The following is a 17,585-nucleotide window of genomic DNA, read 5'->3' as shown; positions in this document are numbered from 1 at the left end:
AAAGAAGTATTCGTGAATCAGCCGCGGCTGACCGTGCTTGCGGGCCCAACGGCTGTGGGCAAAGGGACTGTCTCGACCTACATCCGTGACAATTACCCGGAGGTGGAACTCTCCGTCTCGGCGACAACCCGCGCTCCCCGTCCGGGTGAGGTGGAGGGAGTTCATTATCACTTCGTGTCGCCGGAAGAGTTCGACTCCCTGGTGGACACGGGCCAGATGCTGGAGTGGGCTGTTGTGCACGGGCGGAACCGCTATGGCACCCTGAGACGCACGGTCAATTCAGCGATGGAGGCCGGAAAGTCGGTTCTCCTCGAGATTGACCTGCAGGGCGCGCGACAGGTGAAGGAGAGTATGCCGGAAGCGAATTTCGTGTTCCTCGCCCCCCCAAGCTGGGAGGAAATGGTCCGGCGGCTCATCGGCAGGGGTACCGAAACCGCCGAGGAACAACAGCAGCGCCTGGTAACCGCTAAACTGGAACTTGCTGCCGAACCGGAATTTGATCACACCGTGATTAATGACGATGTTCAGCGCGCAGCAGATGAGCTTGTTTCATTGATGGGCCTCACCGCGCACTCGCAGTAAAACGCAACGCGCAGTGGCTTTTACGGCCCAGCGACTATTGGAGATTTTGTGTCTACTCAGCCCGAAGGCATCATCAACCCGCCGATCGACTCCCTGCTCGAGGCGTCGGATTCGAAGTACGCCCTGGTGATTTACGGTGCCAAGCGTGCCCGCCAGATCAACGCCTACTACTCGCAGCTGCACGAGGGCCTGTTCGAGTACGTCGGGCCGCTTGTCGAGACCAAGCTGAATGAGAAGCCCCTGTCGATCGCCCTGCGCGAGATCAATGAGGGAATGCTCATAGCTGCACCGGCAGAAGCTTCGGAGTAAGCGCTCCGCCGGTCAGCGCGAAGACTCGACGTGCGTATCGTCCTGGGAGTTGGAGGAGGGATCGCCGCCTACAAGGTGGCGTCCCTTCTGCGTTTGTTCACTGAAGCCGGCCATGAGGTGACGGTCATTCCCACCGATGCAGCGCAGCGCTTTGTGGGCACGGCCACCTGGGAGGCGCTGTCGGGGAACCGGGTCAGCAACGATGTGTTCGACGCCGTCGACCAGGTCCGCCATGTGCGGTTAGGCCAGGAGGCGGATCTCGTGGTCGTCGCTCCTGCGACCGCCGACCTGCTCGCCCGCGCAGCCGCCGGAATGGCGGATGACCTCCTCACGGGAACCTTGTTGGTGACCCGGGCACCGGTTGTGTACGCGCCAGCCATGCACACCGAAATGTGGCAGCATCCGGCAACCGCCGCGAACGTTGCGACGCTGAGGGCCCGTGGCGCCGTCGTTCTGGAGCCGGCGGTAGGCCGCCTGACGGGCGCGGACAGCGGACCGGGGCGACTCCCGGAGCCTGACGACATTTTCGCTGCCGCGCTGGGGGCAGCTTCGGGCACGCCGGCCGGGGCAGCACGTCCGCTGGCCGGCCGCACGGTCACCATCACCGCAGGCGGCACCCGCGAACCGCTCGATCCGGTGCGTTTCCTTGGTAACCGGTCCTCCGGGAAGCAAGGGGTGGCGCTTGCCGCGGCCGCTCTTCAGGCGGGCGCTACCGTGCAGTTCATTGCGGCCCATCTGGAAGTGCAGCCTCCGCCCGGTGCGCAGCTCACGGTCGTGGAAACCGCCGAAGAGCTGCGGGAAGTCACGCTCAAGCTGGCGCAGCGGTCGGATGCACTGATCATGGCTGCGGCCGTTGCTGATTTCCGACCGGACACCGTCTCGGATACGAAGGTCAAAAAGCGCGACGACGGTGAGAACCCTGTGATCACGCTGATTCGTAACCCGGACATCCTCGTGGAAGTGGTGCAGCAGCGCGCAGAGCTGGAATCTCCTGCGGTGATTGTCGGATTCGCTGCCGAAACGGGCGACGACGACGCCACACCTCTTGCGCACGGACAGCAGAAACTGCAGCGCAAGGGCTGCGACCTGCTGATACTGAACAGGGTGGGTCGCTCACTGGTCTTTGGGCAGGATTCCACTGAGGTGGCCATTCTGGACGCAGGCGGCGCGGAGCCGGAGGCCGTGAGCGGGAGCAAGACCAGCGTGGCAGCCGTCATCATTGCGCGGGTTGCTGCCATGCTGGGGACCTCATCCGACCAAGTAGAGTGATCACGTGAATTCACCCCATACGCCTAGCCACCCCTTGCGATTGTTCACCTCGGAATCGGTGACTGAGGGCCATCCCGACAAGATCTGTGACCAGATCAGCGACGGCATTCTGGATGCGCTGCTGGCGGCGGACCCACGGTCCCGTGTAGCGGTGGAAACCCTTGTGACCACGGGCCTGGTCCACGTGGCCGGCGAGGTGACCACCGAAGCGTACGTCGAAATCCCGGAGATCGTGCGCAAGACCATCCTGGGAATCGGCTACGACTCATCAGCGAATGGCTTCGACGGAGCGCGTTGCGGTGTGTCCGTTTCCATTGGTCAGCAGTCTCCCGAGATCGCCTCAGGCGTGTTCAGGTCGCTCGAAACACGGGAGGGCACCAGCACCGACCCCTATGATGCCCAGGGTGCAGGGGACCAGGGGATCATGTTCGGGTACGCCAGCGACGAGACGCCCGTCCTGATGCCGACGCCCATCTGGCTGGCCCACCGCTTGTCCGAGCAGCTCACCGATGTCCGGAAGAACGGCACGCTGTCCTACCTGCGCCCGGACGGCAAGACACAGGTCACAATCGGTTACGACGGCGACAGGCCGGTCAGCGTCGACTCGGTGGTCATTTCTTCTCAGCACGCCCAGGGAGTCGACCTTGGAACCCTGCGGGTTGACCTCGTGGAGCACGTGATCAACCCAGTCCTGGCAACGTCCCAGCTCGACGTTTCAAACGTCCGCCATATCCTCAACCCGGGCGGTGAATTCGTCATCGGCGGGCCGGTCGGAGACGCAGGACTGACCGGACGTAAGATCATTGTGGACACCTACGGTGGAATGGCCCGTCACGGCGGCGGTGCGTTCAGCGGCAAGGATCCGTCAAAGGTTGACCGATCGGCCGCTTACGCCATGCGCTGGGTCGCCAAGAATGTGGTGGCTGCCGGGCTTGCCCGCCGCGCGGAGATCCAGATCGCGTACGCAATCGGCATGGCGCAGCCGGTCGGCATTTACGTGGAGACCTTCGGAACCGAGCAGGTCGATCCGGCTGCAATCGGCTCGGCTATCAACGAGATTTTTGACCTCCGCCCCCTGGCGATCATCAATTCTCTTGACCTGCTCAGGCCCATCTACCAGAAGACCGCCGCGCACGGGCATTTCGGCCGCGAGGGCGAGGGGTTCAACTGGGAACTCACGGACCGCACCGACGAGCTCAAGAGCTACTTCAACGCGTAGGCAGGTATTACCTTCGAACCGATGAGTTCCGACGATGGACGGCAGCTTTCGCTGCTGCAGGGCTTCAGCGCACCGGCGGCTCCGCGCGGTACGTCCCCGGTCGCAGCCGAGTTGCCAGTCGCCCGGGTTCTGATCGATTCACCACTGCCGCATCTTGACCGTCCGTTTGATTACCTGGTTCCGGCGTTGGACGACGCCGCCGCGGTCCCGGGTACGAGGGTAAAGGTCCGCTTCGCCGGGCGGGAGCATGCGGCGTTCATCATCGAACGGCTTGCCGTCTCCGACAGCCCGGCACGTTTGCTGCCGCTGGCCAGGGTGGTGTCTGCGCATCCGGTGGCGACCCCTGAAATCCTGGCACTTGCAGCCGCCGTGGCGGCCCGTTACGCCGGCTCCGTCAGCGATGTCCTTCGATCAGCAGTGCCTCCGCGGGTGGCCCGCGTGGAGAAGGAGTTCACAGTTGACGGGACGGTTCCCCCCGATGTGCCCGCACAGGCCGGTCAGCCCTCTGTGTACGACCGGTACGTCAACGGCGCGTCGTTCCTGGCACGATTGACCGAAGGTGAGAGTCCGCGCGCGGTACTGACGACACTCGGTGGTTACGGGCCGGCCGGGTGGCCGGTGGAACTGGTCGAAGCGGTACATGCAGTGTGGGCGGCGGGGCGTGGCGCCGTCGTCGTTGTTCCTGACCAGCGGGACCTCGGCCGTGTTGAAGAGGCACTTCGTGCGCGCATCGGTGCGGATGAGTTCGTCCGGCTTACCGCCGAAGACGGCCCCACGCCCCGGTACCGCAACTTCCTCAAACTCCTGCATGGACAGGTCAGAGTGGCGGTGGGTACGCGGTCCGCCGCCTATGCACCTGTGCGGAACCTGGAGCTCGTGTGCCTCTGGGACGACAATGATGAGTCACACAGTGAACCACGCGCCCCTTACCAGCACGCCCGCGAGGTGCTGCTGTTGCGCAGTGAACTGCAAGGTTGCGGACTGCTGATAGCTTCAGCCTCCCGAAGCGTCGAGGCTCAGCGGCTGATCGACAGCGGCTGGGCACAGTCCCTTACCGCTGATCGTCCGGCCGTGCGTCGGCTCGCTCCGCGGGTCCTTCACTCGGCCGATACTTTTCACACCGACCGCGAACCGCTGACGCACCAGGTCCGGATTCCTCCGGTGGCCTGGCGCGCCGCCAGGGATGGGCTGCAGCGCGGGCCTGTCCTGATCCAGGTTGCGCGCACGGGATTCTCACCTGCCCTGGCCTGCCAGGACTGCCGGGAACCCGCCCGCTGTCAGCACTGCGCCGGTCCGCTGGCGCAGTCCGGCCGGGGCTCGGTTGTCGCGTGCCGCTGGTGTGGCCGGCCTGATCACGCCTGGCGTTGCCCAACATGTTCGGGCGGCCGGCTCCGCTCCACCGTCAGCGGCGCTGCGCGAACCGCCGAGGAACTGGGCCGGGCGTTCCCCGGCGCCGTCGTCGTTTCCTCGTCCGGCGATCATATTCTCGATGCGGTGGATGATTCGCCCCGAGTGGTGGTGGCAACCCCGGGTGCCGAACCTGTGGCGGCTTCGGGCTACGCCGCCGTGGTCCTGTTGGACGGGAACGCGCTTCTGGGCAGGGAGTCCCTGCGTGCGCTGGAGAGTACCCTCCAGCGCTGGTTCAACGCTGCGGTGCTCGCCCGTCCTGCCTCGGCAGGCGGTGTGGTGGTTGTCACCGCGGATGACGACGTCGCTGCCGGCCACCTGGTCCGTTGGGATCCTGCCGGTGCTGCGGCGCGTGAGCTCGAACTGCGCACTGAACTGGGGCTGCCGCCGGCCGTGCGATACGCAGCGCTGACCGGTTCCCTGGAGTCACTGGCGGCCTTCCTTGAAGGAGTGGACCTGCCGCCATCGTGCAGGGTTGTCGGTCCAACGGCAGTGCGCGCCGCAGCGGGTCCGGCAGGCCCGGAGAAACCGGGCCAACAGTCAGCGGCGGGCTCGCACCGTACTCTGGTGTTCTTCCGGTACCGCGATGCCGCAGAGGTCGTCGGCGCGTTACGGGCGCGCCGGGTTTCGCTCTCGGCCAGGCGGACCTCCGAACCTGTCCACGTTCGGATCGATCCTGTCGGGGCACTCTAGCGCCTCAGTGCTCCAGCCAGTCACCGCTGCCGAGCCCGTGAACGTCGTCGCCCACCGCCTGCGGGTTCGTCGTGGAGCCCTGCTGCTTCTTCAAGTGCGGCGAGGAGTGACTCAGCCGAGGTGTCCCAGGAATAGTTAAGGGCCTGTTCCCGACCGGCATCGGACGCGCTCTTCCAACGCAGCGGATCATCAAGCGCCCGGATGGCACTGGTGAACTCTTCGGGTGAATCCGGCTGCACGTACAACGCCGCTGTTCCTCCTACCTCGCGGAATATGGGCGTATCAGCAGCGACAACGGGGGTACCCACCGCCATGGCTTCGATGACGGGAAGTCCGTAACCCTCAGCCCGGGAGAGCGTCACGAGGGCAGTGGCAGAGCGCAGCAACTGATCGTAGTCCCGGTCGCTGACGCCATTGTGAAAGACCACTGTTGCTCCGGCGGGTACAAGCCTTTCGAGCTCCGCCCGCCGATCAGGCGTAATCCTGCTCAGCAGATGAAGCGTGTAGTCGGGCAGGCCTGCCATCCCGGCCAGCAGGGTCTCCACGTTCTTGTAGGGCATGAAGGATCCCATGTAGAGCAGCGACTTGTCCGGAGCCGGTTCCGGTGACCGCGGTACGGCACCTGATTGGGGGGCATTGCCAATTATCCGGATCGGGCGCCGCGTCAGCCGGTGCGTCTCCATCAGGGCACGGGTGGTCGCCGAGATGGTGGCAACGACGTCGGCCCGGTTCAGAAGCATCCGCTGCGGCCAGTAGGCCAGATGGTACAGCCGCCACAGAACCCGGACCGGTAGGGGCAGAAAGCCCGGCGGCGTGCGGTTCTGGTAGTAGATGAGATCGTGAAGCGTGAGCACCAGCGGGTAACGGCGCCCGAACGAGCCCATGGTCTGCATCGGGCAGAACACGGCGTCCGGCTCCAGGCGGTTGATGCGCCAGGAGACGAACAGTTCGGCGGGGGAGAGCGGGCTGTTGATCATCACGTGCGGAACGTCCGGTAGCAGGGCCAATTGCCGACGGTCATGAACCAACATGGTTACCTCGGCGTCCGGCCGATGTGCGAGCGCTTCAATGAGGCTGGCTCCATAGCGGCTGATGCCGTCGTGGTGGTCGGTGCGGGTGAACCTGGCATCGATCAGGATTTTCATTGGGTCCTCGACTCTACGAAATCGGAGATGTGGCCGGCCGCGGCATCAGGCGCTTCGTAATGGACGAGGTGACCCACCTCCGGAAGCACCACGAGTGTGGAGTCCGGCATCAGCGCCGCAAGCTCCTGCTGCGTCTGCACCGTCCCGAGGTCATCCCTCTCAGCGGCGATCAGAAGCACCGGAAGTTGCAATCGGCGGGCGCTGTCCCGGACAGTCGCGCTGATGGACGCTGTGAATGCCTGCAGGACAACCTCCCGGGAGGCAAACGCACTGAAATAGGCGCGGTGCTGCGCGTGAATCCACCGCCGCAGCGGGCGGTCCCGGGTTTTAGCCATCAGCTCGCTCATGGCACGCACGATGATGCGGTTGCGCAGCACTGCCTGTCCCGCCTGCTCGGGAAGAGCTGCGCCAAGGCGGTAGTACAGCTCCGCCAGGCGGGTGGCAATCCGACTGGACCCTTCGAGGGCTGGAGCGCTGATCGGGTTGATGAGGACCAACGCGCTGAAGGCGCCGGGAGCGTCTGCCGCGGCCCTGGCCGCGATGATGGACCCGAAGGAGTGACCCACCAGCACCGTCTGGGGACCGAGGGCAAGCCGGTCCATACTGCTCCGGACAAACGCAGCGTACGCCGCGACGTCGTGCGTCCCGTCCAGGGGCTCGGACTGACCGAAGCCCGGGAGGTCCGGCGCAAGAACGCGGTAGGCCGGAAGCGCTTCGATGATCCGCAGCAGTCCGTGGTGGTCGCCGCGGAATCCGTGCACCATGAAGATCGCAGGCGCGTCCGGCGCCGCTCCTTCCGGCGGAAAGTCCCAGAAACGCCGCAAGCCGCCGTTCAGGTGAAGTGACCGCACCGTGGCAGCGCGATTCAATACCACCATCTCAGTTGACCAGGTCCGGATGGGAACCGACCCGGGTATCCGAGTCGAGCTGGGCGATGGCGGTCATATCCACCGTGTCGAGCGTGAAGTTGGAGAGCCGGAAATTTTCAGCAATCCGTTCCTGCGAACTGGCCTTTGCTACGGCCGCGCCGCCGGTTTGCAGATGCCAACGGAGAATGACCTGCGCCGGTGACCTGGAATGCTTGGCGGCAATGTGGGTGATGGTGGGGTTCGTGAGCAGGCTCCCGCGTCCGAGAGGACTCCACGCCTGTGTGAGGATGCCGTGCTCGGCATTGAAACTCCTCAGGTCCTGCTGCTGCAGGTAGGGATGAAGTTCGATTTGATTCACAGCAGGCACCACCTCCGTTCGGGAAAGAAGCTTTTCGAGGTGGTGTCGCTGAAAGTTGGATACCCCGATGGCACGAACCCTGCCCCGTGAGTAGAGCTCCTCGAGTGCCCGCCAGGTGTCGACATACTGGTCTTTGGCCGGGCACGGCCAATGGATCAGGTAGAGGTCGAGGTAGTCGAGGCCGGAACGCTTGAGGGAGTCCTCGAACGCGGCAAGTGTCGCTTGGTAGCCGTGATCCTCATTCCAGACCTTCGACGTCACAAAGACGTCGCCGCGCTCAACATGGCCGGCGTCGACGGCATCTCGCACGGCACGGCCCACTCCCTCCTCATTCCCGTACATGGCAGCGGTGTCCAGCAGCCGGTAGCCGGCTTCGAGCGCGAGGGTGCACAGCCCGTGGGCATCGTCCGCCGGTACCTTGTAGAGACCGTAACCCAGCCGGTCCATGACGACGCCGTTGGAGACCGATACCTTGCCGGAAGTATGCATGCCTCCGACTCTACCGAGGTGGGGCCGGGAGCGCGTCATGACCGGCGAGCCGGTCGAATCAGCCCTGGCGCACCAGCGCACGGGCTGAACGTTCATCCACAATGAGGTCGGTTGCCAGCCCGGCAGCGAGCGCGCCGCGTAGGCCGTTGATCTTCGTCTCACCGGACACCACACAGATGCGGCGACTGACCTGGCCGAGCATCCTGAGGTCAGGTCCCGTGCTGCGCTTGTTGAGGACAATGTCGCTGTAGGAGCCGTCAGCGCGGAAGAAGACGGTGGCAACATCACCGACTACCCGGTTCTCGCGAAGGATCCCGAGGTCTTCCTCATCGAGGTAGCCGCCCGCATAGACATGGCTGGGAATGCCCGCGCCGATTGACCCTACCCCGAAGATTGCCATGGTCATGCGCTCCTGTAGGTCGAGGATGCGCCTGACGCTGCGCTCGGCCCACATGGCCGTCTTGGTGTGGGCATGGTCGAAGAAGGCAGGAACCGGAAACTGTTCGACCCGTGCTCCATAGGCAGCGCCGAAGCGGCGGAGAATCTCACTCGCGTAGGTGATTCCGGTGGTCTGCGTGTTACCTGCGCCGTTCAACTGAACGATTGTGCTGTCATGCGTGACCTTACGTGTCAGGTGGTGGCTGACGGCACTGATAGTCGATCCCCAGGCCACACCGATGATCGCATTGGAGTCAACCAAAGGTCCCAGCGTCCGCGCTGCCTGGATGGCAACGCGGTCGAGCACATCAGAGTCGCTCACCAGGTCCGTCACGGGAACCACATGCGCTTCCACGTCGAAACGGTTGCGGATCTCACGTTCAAGAGCAGGTGCCCGGTCAAGGGGATTATTGATCTGAATCTGGACTAGCCCCGTTTCCCGCGCCATGGAGAGAAGCCTGGACACGGTGGAGCGGGACGTACGCAGCTCACGGGCTATCGCGTTCATGGTGAGGTCCTGCAGGTAGTACATCTGGGCGGCGCGGAGAGCGTCGCGGTTACGCGGCTGGGTGACGTCGGAATTTCGGGCATTTGCGCGGTCAGCGGCGTTCGGGGGAGCAGTGTTCACTGAATTCTCCGTAGGTGAGTGCACGTTTGTGCACTGTTGTTGACGAATATTCCCAATCCTCCAAAGAATAGGGGTCAGAACCGTATTGCACCACTAGTCAAGGAGCCAGCATCCCGTGAGGAACAGCACCGGGCCGACGACGCCGTCGGTCGAACAGAACCGTCCTTTACGGGATAGCGTCCAGCAGTTGAAGCAGGCGGGAAGGACCTCCGTACTCATCATCGGCGGCGGCATCAACGGGGTAGGTACGTTCCGCGATCTCTCGCTTCAGGGCATTGACGTCACGCTCATTGAACGCGGCGATTACTGCCAGGGCGCCTCGGGTGCCTCGTCCCACATGATCCATGGAGGCATTCGGTACCTCGAGAATGGTGAGTTCCGGCTGGTGCGTGAATCGGTTGTGGAGCGGAATGCCCTCTTGAAACTCGCACCCCACTACGTCAAGCCGCTCCAGACAACCATCCCGGTCTTCAGCACCTTTTCCGGTATCCTGGCCGCCCCGCTCCGGTTCCTTACCCACAGGCAGGGCGCACCCCGCGAGCGCGGCGCCGTTCTGATCAAGGCCGGGCTGACACTGTACGATGCGTTCTCGCGGGCAGGCGGTACCGTGCCCCGCCATAAGTTCATCGGGCGGAAAGCCTCCCTTGCTCAACTACCCAAATTGAGGCCGGATGTGAAGTACACGGCTACCTATTTCGATGCCTCCGTCCACAACCCCGAGCGGCTCACGCTCGACGTGCTCCAGGACGGACTGCGCGCCAACCCCCGGTCACGGGCCGTCAACTACGTCAGCGCGGTCGGCAGCAGTGACGAAGGCATCGTGCTCCGCGATGAGCTCAGCGGCGAGGTCTTTCCGGTTCAGGCCGACGTCGTCGTGAACGCGTCCGGGGCCTGGGTGGACGGAACCAACAGCGCTCTGGGTCAACCGAGCAGTTTCATGGGTGGAACCAAAGGCTCCCACATTGTGCTCGATCATCCGGAACTGCTGGCGGCCTGCGCCGGCCGGGAGATCTTCTTTGAACATTCGGACGGCCGGATCGTTCTGATCTACCCGATGGGGGACCGTGTGCTGGTCGGCACCACCGACATTGAAACGGACATGGATGCCGCGGCTGTCTGCACCGACGCCGAGATCGACTACTTCTTCGATCTGATCCACCATGTCTTCCCGACTGTTCGCGCCACCCGGGACAGCATCGTCTACACCTTCTCAGGTGTGCGCCCGCTGCCGCGCCACGACGACACCCAACCCGGCTTCGTTTCCCGGGACTACCGCATTGAACGGGGAACTACCGCCAACCGCCCCATGCTTAGCCTGGTGGGCGGCAAATGGACCACCTTCCGTGCGCTCTCGGAGCATCTCGCGGACGAGGTCCTCGGCCTGCTGCAGCGCAGCAGGACCGTTTCCACTGCAGCAATGCCGATCGGCGGCGGGATGGGATTCCCGCAGCAACCACGTGACATTGCTGCCTGGACCGAAGCCAATGGAGCAGGGCTGCCCGCGGAGCGCGTCCGGCTCCTGCTCGAGCGCTACGGCACGAGAGCCGCCGAGGTCGCTGCCTTTATCGTCGACGGCGAGGACCGCCCGCTGCAGACTACCCGGGAAGTCTCCACTCGTGAGCTCGAGTACATGGTGCTTCAAGAACAGGTACAGCACATCTCCGATGTCATCATCAGAAGGACCGCGCTGGCCTTCAACGGACTCGTCAGCGCAGAGCTGATTGACGAGATCGCCGACATTCTCGGGACCTACCTCGACTGGACTGCAGCCGAGCGAAAGGGCGAAATCGAAGACACCCGCCGATTGTTGCAGGAACAACACAAGGTGAGTGTGCATAGTTTGGTTGCATAGGTTACAAGCAACCTTCAGCAGCCCTCGGGTGGCTGAGAACCAACGGCAGCACTTGCCGGGGGAGTAACGCGGTGCCGCGACCATCACGGTACCGGGGTCAATACGGCCCACAGTTGAATAAATGGAGGAGTCAAAGATGTCTCTGGAAGTATTCGTCGCCGAAACATTCGGCACGTTCATGCTGCTGTTGCTAGGTACAGGGGTCGTGGCCAACGTTGCGCTGGCCGGGACCAAGGGAAATAACGGCGGGTTCCTGATGGTCAACTTCGGTTGGGGCCTTGCGGTCTTCGCCGGTGTTTACGTCGCTGCGCTCTCGGGAGCGCACCTGAATTTCGCCGTCACTGTCGGCCTGTGGGCTAATGGCGACATCGCGGAGTTCGCTCCCGGCGTCGATAAGAACCTGGTCACCGCGCTTGCCTACTTTGCAGCGCAGATGCTCGGATCAATACTCGGTGCGGTGGGCTGCTGGCTGGCCTACAAGCAGCACTTCGATGCCGAACCGGATCCCGCAAACAAGCTCGGAGTGTTCTCCACAGGCCCAGCCATTCGTAACTACGGCTGGAACCTGGTCACTGAGATCATCGGCACTTTCGTTCTTGTCTTTGTCATTATCGCTTTCGCCGGTACGCCGTCGGGCCTCGGCCCGCTCGCGGTGGCTCTGCTTGTCGTCGGTATCGGCGCATCGCTCGGTGGACCCACCGGCTACGCCATCAACCCCAACCGCGACCTCGGTCCTCGCATTGCACACGCGTTCCTGCCCATTAAGGGCAAGGGAAGCGGCGACTGGAGCTACGCCTGGGTTCCGGTTGTCGGGCCGATCATCGGCGGTGTGCTTGGCGGCTTGATCGCCATGCTGGTCACCTTCCCGACTCCCGCAGCCTGAGCCACACCAGCCGGTGGCACAGATGATCCTGGGCCATCGCCGTCCGAATGAACCGAGAAGTACACTCAATGAGGAGAAGTAATGCCGCAGTACGTCATCGCTATTGACCAGGGAACCACCTCAAGCCGTGCAATCGTCTTCGACCACCAGGGGAACATCGTCTCCTCCGGCCAGAAGGAGCACGAGCAGATCTTCCCCAAGGCCGGCTGGGTGGAGCACAACCCGATTGAAATCTGGGACAACACCCGTGAGGTCATCGGCAACGCCCTCTCAAAAGCCAACCTGACCCGCCATGACATCGCCGCCGTCGGTATCACCAACCAGCGCGAGACCGCCGTTGTGTGGGACAAGAACACCGGCCAGCCGGTCTACAACGCGATTGTCTGGCAGGACACGCGCACCCAACCGATCGTCGACGAGCTTGCTGCTGATGGCGGTGTGGAGAGGTTCAAGCAGCAGGTCGGCCTGCCGCTGGCAACCTACTTCTCCGGAACGAAGATCAAGTGGATCCTCGACAACGTTGAAGGCGCCCGCGAGAAGGCTGAAGCCGGGGACCTCCTGTTCGGGAACACCGATTCCTGGGTGACCTGGAACCTTACGGGCGGTGCTGATGGCGGAGTGCACATCACCGACGTCACGAATGCCTCCCGCACCCTCTTCATGGATCTCGAAACGCTGAGCTGGGATTCCTCCATCCTGGAAACCTTCGGCGTTCCGGCCTCCATGATGCCGGAAATCCGGTCTTCCTCCGAGGTCTACGGCAACGTTCACAGCTCGCAGCTCCTCCGCGAGGTTCCCGTGGCGGGTATTCTCGGCGACCAGCAGGCTGCGACCTTCGGTCAGGCGGCGTTTGAGAAGGGCGGTGCCAAGAACACCTACGGCACCGGCAACTTCATGATCGTCAACACCGGTGAGGAGATCGTCCACTCGAAGAACGGCCTGCTGACGACAGTCTGCTACAAGCTCGGCGACGCCAAGCCTGTGTACGCACTCGAAGGTTCGATCGCCGTCACCGGCTCACTCATCCAGTGGCTCCGGGACAACCTCGGGATCATCAAGACCGCTCCCGAGGTGGAGCAGCTTGCGAAGTCGGTCGAGGACAACGGAGGCGTCTACATCGTTCCCGCTTTCTCCGGCCTCTTCGCACCGTACTGGCGCTCCGATGCCCGCGGTGCGATCGTGGGCCTCACCCGCTTTGTGAACAAGGGTCACATTGCCCGCGCTGCCCTGGAAGCAACCGCCTTCCAGACACGCGAGGTGCTTGACGCCGCCAACGCTGATTCCGGCGTCAACATGGAAGATCTCCGTGTCGACGGCGGCATGGTCGCCAATGACGCGCTGATGCAGTTCCAGGCCGACATCCTTGGTATTCCCGTGATCCGGCCGAAAGTCACGGAAACCACGGCACTCGGTGCCGCCTACGCCGCGGGCCTCGCCGTTGACTTCTGGAAGGACACGGACGAGCTGGCCTCGAACTGGTCCGAAGACAAGCGCTGGCTCCCGACGATGGACGACGCCGAGCGCGACCGTCAGTTGCGCAACTGGAAGAAGGCTGTCACCAAGACCTTCGACTGGGTGGATGAGGACGTTCAGTAGTTCTTCCTAGCACCAAAAAAAGCGGAGCGGACGTTTCTGTCCGCTCCGCTTTTTTGTGTCGGACGCTGGTAGGTGCCGCCGGAACCTACCGGTCCTTACCGCAAACGCAACGGGCGCCTGAGTTGGTCAGGCGCCCGTTGCGTTTGAGCGAGAGGAGTTTGGTTCGGGTGTTTAGCGGAGGACTTCTCCCGAGACGTTGTCCGGATTTCCGAAACGGTGCGCCGTGATTGTCACCGCCTGCTCACGCAGGAACGGCAACATCTCAATTCGGCCGGCCTCTGTGACGGGACCGCTGTAGATAGCGATGTCCGGATCGCCGTCAGTGGCTGCACACAGTTCCGAGTAGCCGCCGCCCACGAGACGCACCCGGCCCAGGCCCGCTGACGGGGCGGCAGCCAGCCACGCGGCGTCGTCCTCTACCCGGTGGGCGACATTGTGTGCTGACAGGACCGCCGTGAGGGCCGGTGCAAGCGGCTCCGGGGTCGATACCGACATGGTCGAGCCGCTGCGCAGACCTGCCGCTACCACCCGGACGAAGTCGCCGATAGTGCCGGCTTCGTTGAGCCGGACGGTCACCGGAGTCGGCAGGTACCGGAATTCGTTCCGTTCAACGCCAAGGGCCGACACATCTTCATGCGTTCCGAAGGTGCGCACCCAGTGACGCTGATCGTCGGCTGCGGAACGGGCAAGGAAGCCGCGGTTGCCGTCGGGGACTTCCGCCGCGTGCAGCAGCTGGCGGACCGGCCCGCTGAGCGGCGCGTGAACGTTACCCGGATGGAGCTCTTCGCGCTCCCAGCTGCCGAGGTGGATGAGGTAATTCGGTCCACCCGCCTTGGCGCCCGGTCCAACGGACGAGCGCTTCCACCCCCCGAACGGCTGGCGGCGAACGATCGCGCCGGTAATGCCGCGGTTGACGTAGAGGTTGCCCGCCTCCACTGATTCAAGCCACTGTGAGACTTCTTCGGGATTCAGGGTGTGTATTCCACCGGTCAGACCATAGGCGCTGGCGTTCTGCCACTCGATCGCCTGTTCAAGCGACTCAGCGTGCATGATGCCGAGCACCGGACCGAAGAATTCCGTCATATGGAAGTAGCTGCCGGGCTTGACCCCGGTGCGTACGCCTGGGCTCCAGAGCCGGCCGGTGTCATCAACCTGTTTCGGCTTGACCAACCACGATTCGCCTTCCCCGAGCGTAGTGAAAGCATCCTTGAGCTTGCCCGCGGCCGGCTCGATGATCGGACCCATCTCGGTCTCAGGGTCCTCGGGGTAGCCGACCTTCAGGGAAGCCACAGCATCAACCAGCTGATTGCGGAAACGCGCGGAGGTACCCGCCGATCCCACCAGAATGGCCAGCGACGCGGCGGAGCACTTCTGGCCGGCATGGCCGAAGGCAGACCGGACGACATCCGCAGCAGCGAGGTCGAGGTCGGAGCTTGGCGTCACAATGAGGGAGTTCTTGCCGCTGGTCTCTGCAAGCAGCGGAAGATCGTTCCGCCAGGACCGGAACAACTTCGCGGTGTCGTAGGCACCGGTGAGAATGACCCGGTCCACCTCGGGGTGGGAGAGCAGATGTTGCCCGACCGGCCCTTCTGCGACGTCAGCGAACACCAGTACGTCGCGGGGAATACCGGCCTCCCACAGCGCCTCGACCATGACAGCCGCGCACCGCTTGGCCTGGGGCGCAGGCTTGAGAATGACGGCGCTCCCGGCAGCCAGCGGAGCGAGCGCGGAACCGGCGGCAATGGCCACGGGGAAATTCCACGGCGGGGTAGCCACGGTCAACGCTGCAGGGACAAACCGGGCCCCCTCAACGGTGTCGAGTTCTTCAGCGAGCAGCGCGTAGTAATTGGCAAAGTCGATTGCCTCTGAAATTTCCGGGTCTGACTCGGCGATGGTCTTACCTGTCTCGCTCGCCGAAACTTCCACGAGGTCCCCCCGGCTGAGAGCGAGTTGGGCCGCTGCCCTCCGCAGCACTTCCGCCCGCTCTGCTCCCGACTTCGACGCCCACTCGCGCTGTGCCATGCGCGCCGATCGGATGACGGTGTCGACGTCGTCGTTGGTTTCCAGCTGGGACGCCTCCACGAGCGCGACGCCCAGGGTGGAACCGGGGACACGGCTGAGAACCTCGTTGGCCCACTCCCGGATGCCGGGCAGGGACGGGTCCGAATCGGACTGGTTCCGGAACTCGCCGGGCCCGGTTGCGGTGAAGCGGTCCGGCTCCTGTGAACGGTTCGGTTGAGGCACCGTAGGTTCGAGTTCGGTGAGCGATGCGAGGAAGCGTTGCTTCTCACGCTCGAACAGCTCCTCGTTCTTCGTGAGCTCGAAAACGGCGCTCATGAAGTTTTCCTGGCTCGCGTTCTCCTCAAGACGGCGAATGAGGTAGCTGATCGCCACATCGAACTGCGCCGGCTTCACCACCGGGGTGTAGAGAAGCAACGAGCCAACGTCCTTGCGCACCTCTGCGGCCTGGTCTTCAGCCATGCCGAGCAGCATCTCGAACTCGATCCGGTCCTCGACCCCGCGGGCAACGGAAAGCGTGCGGGCGAGCGCAATATCGAACAGGTTGTGCCCGGCAACCCCGAGGCGAACAGCGTCCGCATTTTCGGGGCGCAGTGCCCAGTCCAGGCAGCGCTTGTAGTTGGTGTCTGTGGCTTGCTTGCTCGGCAGCGTGGCCGGCTCCCAACCGTGGACGGCGGCATCCACGAGCTCCATGGCGAGGTTGGCGCCCTTGACCAGGCGGACCTTGATGGCGGACCCACCGGCGGCACGCCGCTCCTGCGCCCACGAGGTCAGGTCCTGCAGTGCACCGAGCGCGTCCGGCAAATACGCCTGCAGGACAATCCCGGACTCAAGGTTCCGCAGATCTGAAGTTTCGAGAATGCGTTTGAAGACCGCGACGGTGAGATCAAGGTCGTGGTATTCCTCCATGTCCAGATTGATGAACTTCGGAGCCGGGGATGAGGCTGCCAGCCGGTATAGCGGCAGCAGCCGCTCAGTGACCCGCTCGACCGTGCCTTCGAAGTCCCAGAGGTTGAGGGTGCTGACCACAGACGAGACCTTGATGGAGACGTAGTCGACGTCGTCGCGCGCCAGGAGGTCACGGGTGCCGCTGAGCCGAGCGTCAGCTTCCTTGTCGCCGAGGACGGCTTCGCCCAGGAGGTTGATGTTCAGGCGCACGCCCTCGCCGCGCAGGGCGGCAATTGACTTGCCGAGGTGCGAGGGACGGGCATCAACGATGAGGTGGCCGACCATCTCCCGCAGCACACGCTGTGCCACCGGAACGACGACGCGCGGCAGGACCGGGGCCATGACCCCTCCCAGCCTGACGGCGCCCTTCATGTACCAGGGCAGGAACGACGGCGTCTTCCGGGCCAATTGGGCAAGGTTCCGTGCTGCAACGGCAGGGTCTTCCGGCCGGATCACCCGGTCCACGAAACCGATCGTGAAGTCGAGGCCGTTCTGGTCCTTGAGGACTTCAGCGAGGAGTTGCGCGGACTTCGATCCGCGTGTGCTGCCTGCCGGAGCCGTTCCGGTGGTGCGCTGGGCGTCACCACCGGATGTGCCCTGGTGCAGCCAACGCCGCACCAGGGCAACCGCATCATCGCCGAGGGTCTGAGGCGATGGATCTGCGGTGGGAATGGTTTGTGTCATTGTTCTCGTCTACCTAACGACGACGGGCCAGAATGCCTGCAGAACAGTCCACCTCCTGCGGTGGCTGGCCGATCAGCCGCGGGCGCATTCCGCCTCGGCATGCTGGGTGCGATAACAGAAAGTTGCGCCCAATGGAAATATGGTAACTCCTGAAGAACACTGCCGGGGCCAAACTGCGCTAAGGTGGAAGAATGTTC

Annotated in this window: 13 protein-coding genes; 8 read left to right on the top strand and 5 right to left on the bottom strand. The window is 63.8% G+C overall.

From position 1 onward, the window contains the following. Positions 1-12 precede the first annotated feature (12 nt). From gmk to AC1MBU_RS10655, 5 genes are read left to right on the top strand one after another with little or no spacing between them, the layout of a single operon-like run. Positions 13-582 (top strand): guanylate kinase, encoded by a 570-nt coding sequence (gmk, locus tag AC1MBU_RS10675; protein WP_277357320.1) that lies wholly within the window; start codon positions 13-15, stop codon positions 580-582. 48 nt (positions 583-630) lie between these two features. Beyond that, positions 631-891: a DNA-directed RNA polymerase subunit omega gene (rpoZ, locus tag AC1MBU_RS10670; RefSeq protein ID WP_479787184.1), complete on the top strand. Its 261-nt coding sequence runs from the start codon at positions 631-633 to the stop codon at positions 889-891. 30 nt (positions 892-921) lie between these two features. Further along, positions 922-2,160, top strand: coding sequence for a bifunctional phosphopantothenoylcysteine decarboxylase/phosphopantothenate--cysteine ligase CoaBC (gene coaBC / locus AC1MBU_RS10665; RefSeq protein ID WP_479787183.1), 1,239 nt, complete (start codon positions 922-924; stop codon positions 2,158-2,160). A gap of 4 nt (positions 2,161-2,164) precedes the next feature. Then, positions 2,165-3,379, top strand: coding sequence for a methionine adenosyltransferase (gene metK, locus AC1MBU_RS10660; RefSeq protein ID WP_346028246.1), 1,215 nt, complete (start codon positions 2,165-2,167; stop codon positions 3,377-3,379). A 21-nt stretch (positions 3,380-3,400) separates the two neighbouring features. After that, positions 3,401-5,479, top strand: a complete 2,079-nt coding sequence (locus AC1MBU_RS10655) for a primosomal protein N' (protein ID WP_479787182.1) — start codon at positions 3,401-3,403, stop codon at positions 5,477-5,479. Between the two features lie 20 nt (positions 5,480-5,499). Here the strand turns inward: AC1MBU_RS10655 and AC1MBU_RS10650 are convergent, their stop codons facing one another. From AC1MBU_RS10650 to AC1MBU_RS10635, 4 genes are read right to left on the bottom strand one after another with little or no spacing between them, the layout of a single operon-like run. Then, positions 5,500-6,624 (bottom strand): glycosyltransferase family 4 protein, encoded by a 1,125-nt coding sequence (locus AC1MBU_RS10650; RefSeq protein WP_277359482.1) that lies wholly within the window; start codon positions 6,622-6,624, stop codon positions 5,500-5,502. After that, a complete protein-coding gene (locus AC1MBU_RS10645; protein ID WP_479787181.1) occupies positions 6,621-7,502 on the bottom strand; it encodes an alpha/beta fold hydrolase in 882 nt (293 codons plus the stop codon). Before AC1MBU_RS10645 ends, AC1MBU_RS10650 begins: the two co-directional genes overlap by 4 nt. A 1-nt stretch (position 7,503) precedes the next feature. Beyond that, positions 7,504-8,340 carry an aldo/keto reductase gene (locus AC1MBU_RS10640; protein WP_479787180.1) on the bottom strand — a complete coding sequence of 279 codons (837 nt, stop codon included), beginning with the start codon at positions 8,338-8,340 and terminating at the stop codon, positions 7,504-7,506. Between the two features lie 58 nt (positions 8,341-8,398). Next, positions 8,399-9,310 (bottom strand): sugar-binding transcriptional regulator, encoded by a 912-nt coding sequence (locus AC1MBU_RS10635; protein WP_277359484.1) that lies wholly within the window; start codon positions 9,308-9,310, stop codon positions 8,399-8,401. 211 nt (positions 9,311-9,521) lie between these two features. On the opposite strand from AC1MBU_RS10635, the gene AC1MBU_RS10630 reads away from it, so the two are divergent. From AC1MBU_RS10630 to glpK, 3 genes are all read left to right on the top strand, one after another. Beyond that, positions 9,522-11,258: a glycerol-3-phosphate dehydrogenase/oxidase gene (locus AC1MBU_RS10630; protein ID WP_428831029.1), complete on the top strand. Its 1,737-nt coding sequence runs from the start codon at positions 9,522-9,524 to the stop codon at positions 11,256-11,258. A gap of 136 nt (positions 11,259-11,394) precedes the next feature. Next, positions 11,395-12,141: an MIP/aquaporin family protein gene (locus AC1MBU_RS10625; RefSeq protein WP_277359479.1), complete on the top strand. Its 747-nt coding sequence runs from the start codon at positions 11,395-11,397 to the stop codon at positions 12,139-12,141. Positions 12,142-12,222: 81 nt separating this feature from the next. Then, positions 12,223-13,737 (top strand): glycerol kinase GlpK, encoded by a 1,515-nt coding sequence (gene glpK / locus AC1MBU_RS10620; protein WP_056549465.1) that lies wholly within the window; start codon positions 12,223-12,225, stop codon positions 13,735-13,737. Positions 13,738-13,908: 171 nt separating this feature from the next. Here glpK and AC1MBU_RS10615 read toward each other — a convergent pair whose 3' ends face one another. Then, positions 13,909-17,388: a bifunctional proline dehydrogenase/L-glutamate gamma-semialdehyde dehydrogenase gene (locus AC1MBU_RS10615; protein ID WP_479787179.1), complete on the bottom strand. Its 3,480-nt coding sequence runs from the start codon at positions 17,386-17,388 to the stop codon at positions 13,909-13,911. Positions 17,389-17,585: the final 197 nt, after the last annotated feature.

The organism is Arthrobacter sp. PTI12 (assembly GCF_056679915.1).
Note: the sequence above shows the minus strand (reverse complement) of the source record. Positions and strands in the feature narration are given on the sequence as shown.

Excerpts from the sequence above, each read along its gene's own strand:
- AC1MBU_RS10655 (WP_479787182.1), top strand. The coding sequence starts at position 3,401 with ATGAGTTCCGACGATGGACGGCAGCTTTCGCTGCTGCAGGGCTTCAGC.
- AC1MBU_RS10650 (WP_277359482.1), bottom strand. The coding sequence starts at position 6,624 with ATGAAAATCCTGATCGATGCCAGGTTCACCCGCACCGACCACCACGAC.
- AC1MBU_RS10645 (WP_479787181.1), bottom strand. The coding sequence starts at position 7,502 with ATGGTGGTATTGAATCGCGCTGCCACGGTGCGGTCACTTCACCTGAAC.
- AC1MBU_RS10640 (WP_479787180.1), bottom strand. The coding sequence starts at position 8,340 with ATGCATACTTCCGGCAAGGTATCGGTCTCCAACGGCGTCGTCATGGAC.
- AC1MBU_RS10635 (WP_277359484.1), bottom strand. The coding sequence starts at position 9,310 with ATGTACTACCTGCAGGACCTCACCATGAACGCGATAGCCCGTGAGCTG.
- AC1MBU_RS10625 (WP_277359479.1), top strand. The coding sequence starts at position 11,395 with ATGTCTCTGGAAGTATTCGTCGCCGAAACATTCGGCACGTTCATGCTG.
- glpK (WP_056549465.1), top strand. The coding sequence starts at position 12,223 with ATGCCGCAGTACGTCATCGCTATTGACCAGGGAACCACCTCAAGCCGT.
- AC1MBU_RS10615 (WP_479787179.1), bottom strand. The coding sequence starts at position 17,388 with ATGACACAAACCATTCCCACCGCAGATCCATCGCCTCAGACCCTCGGC.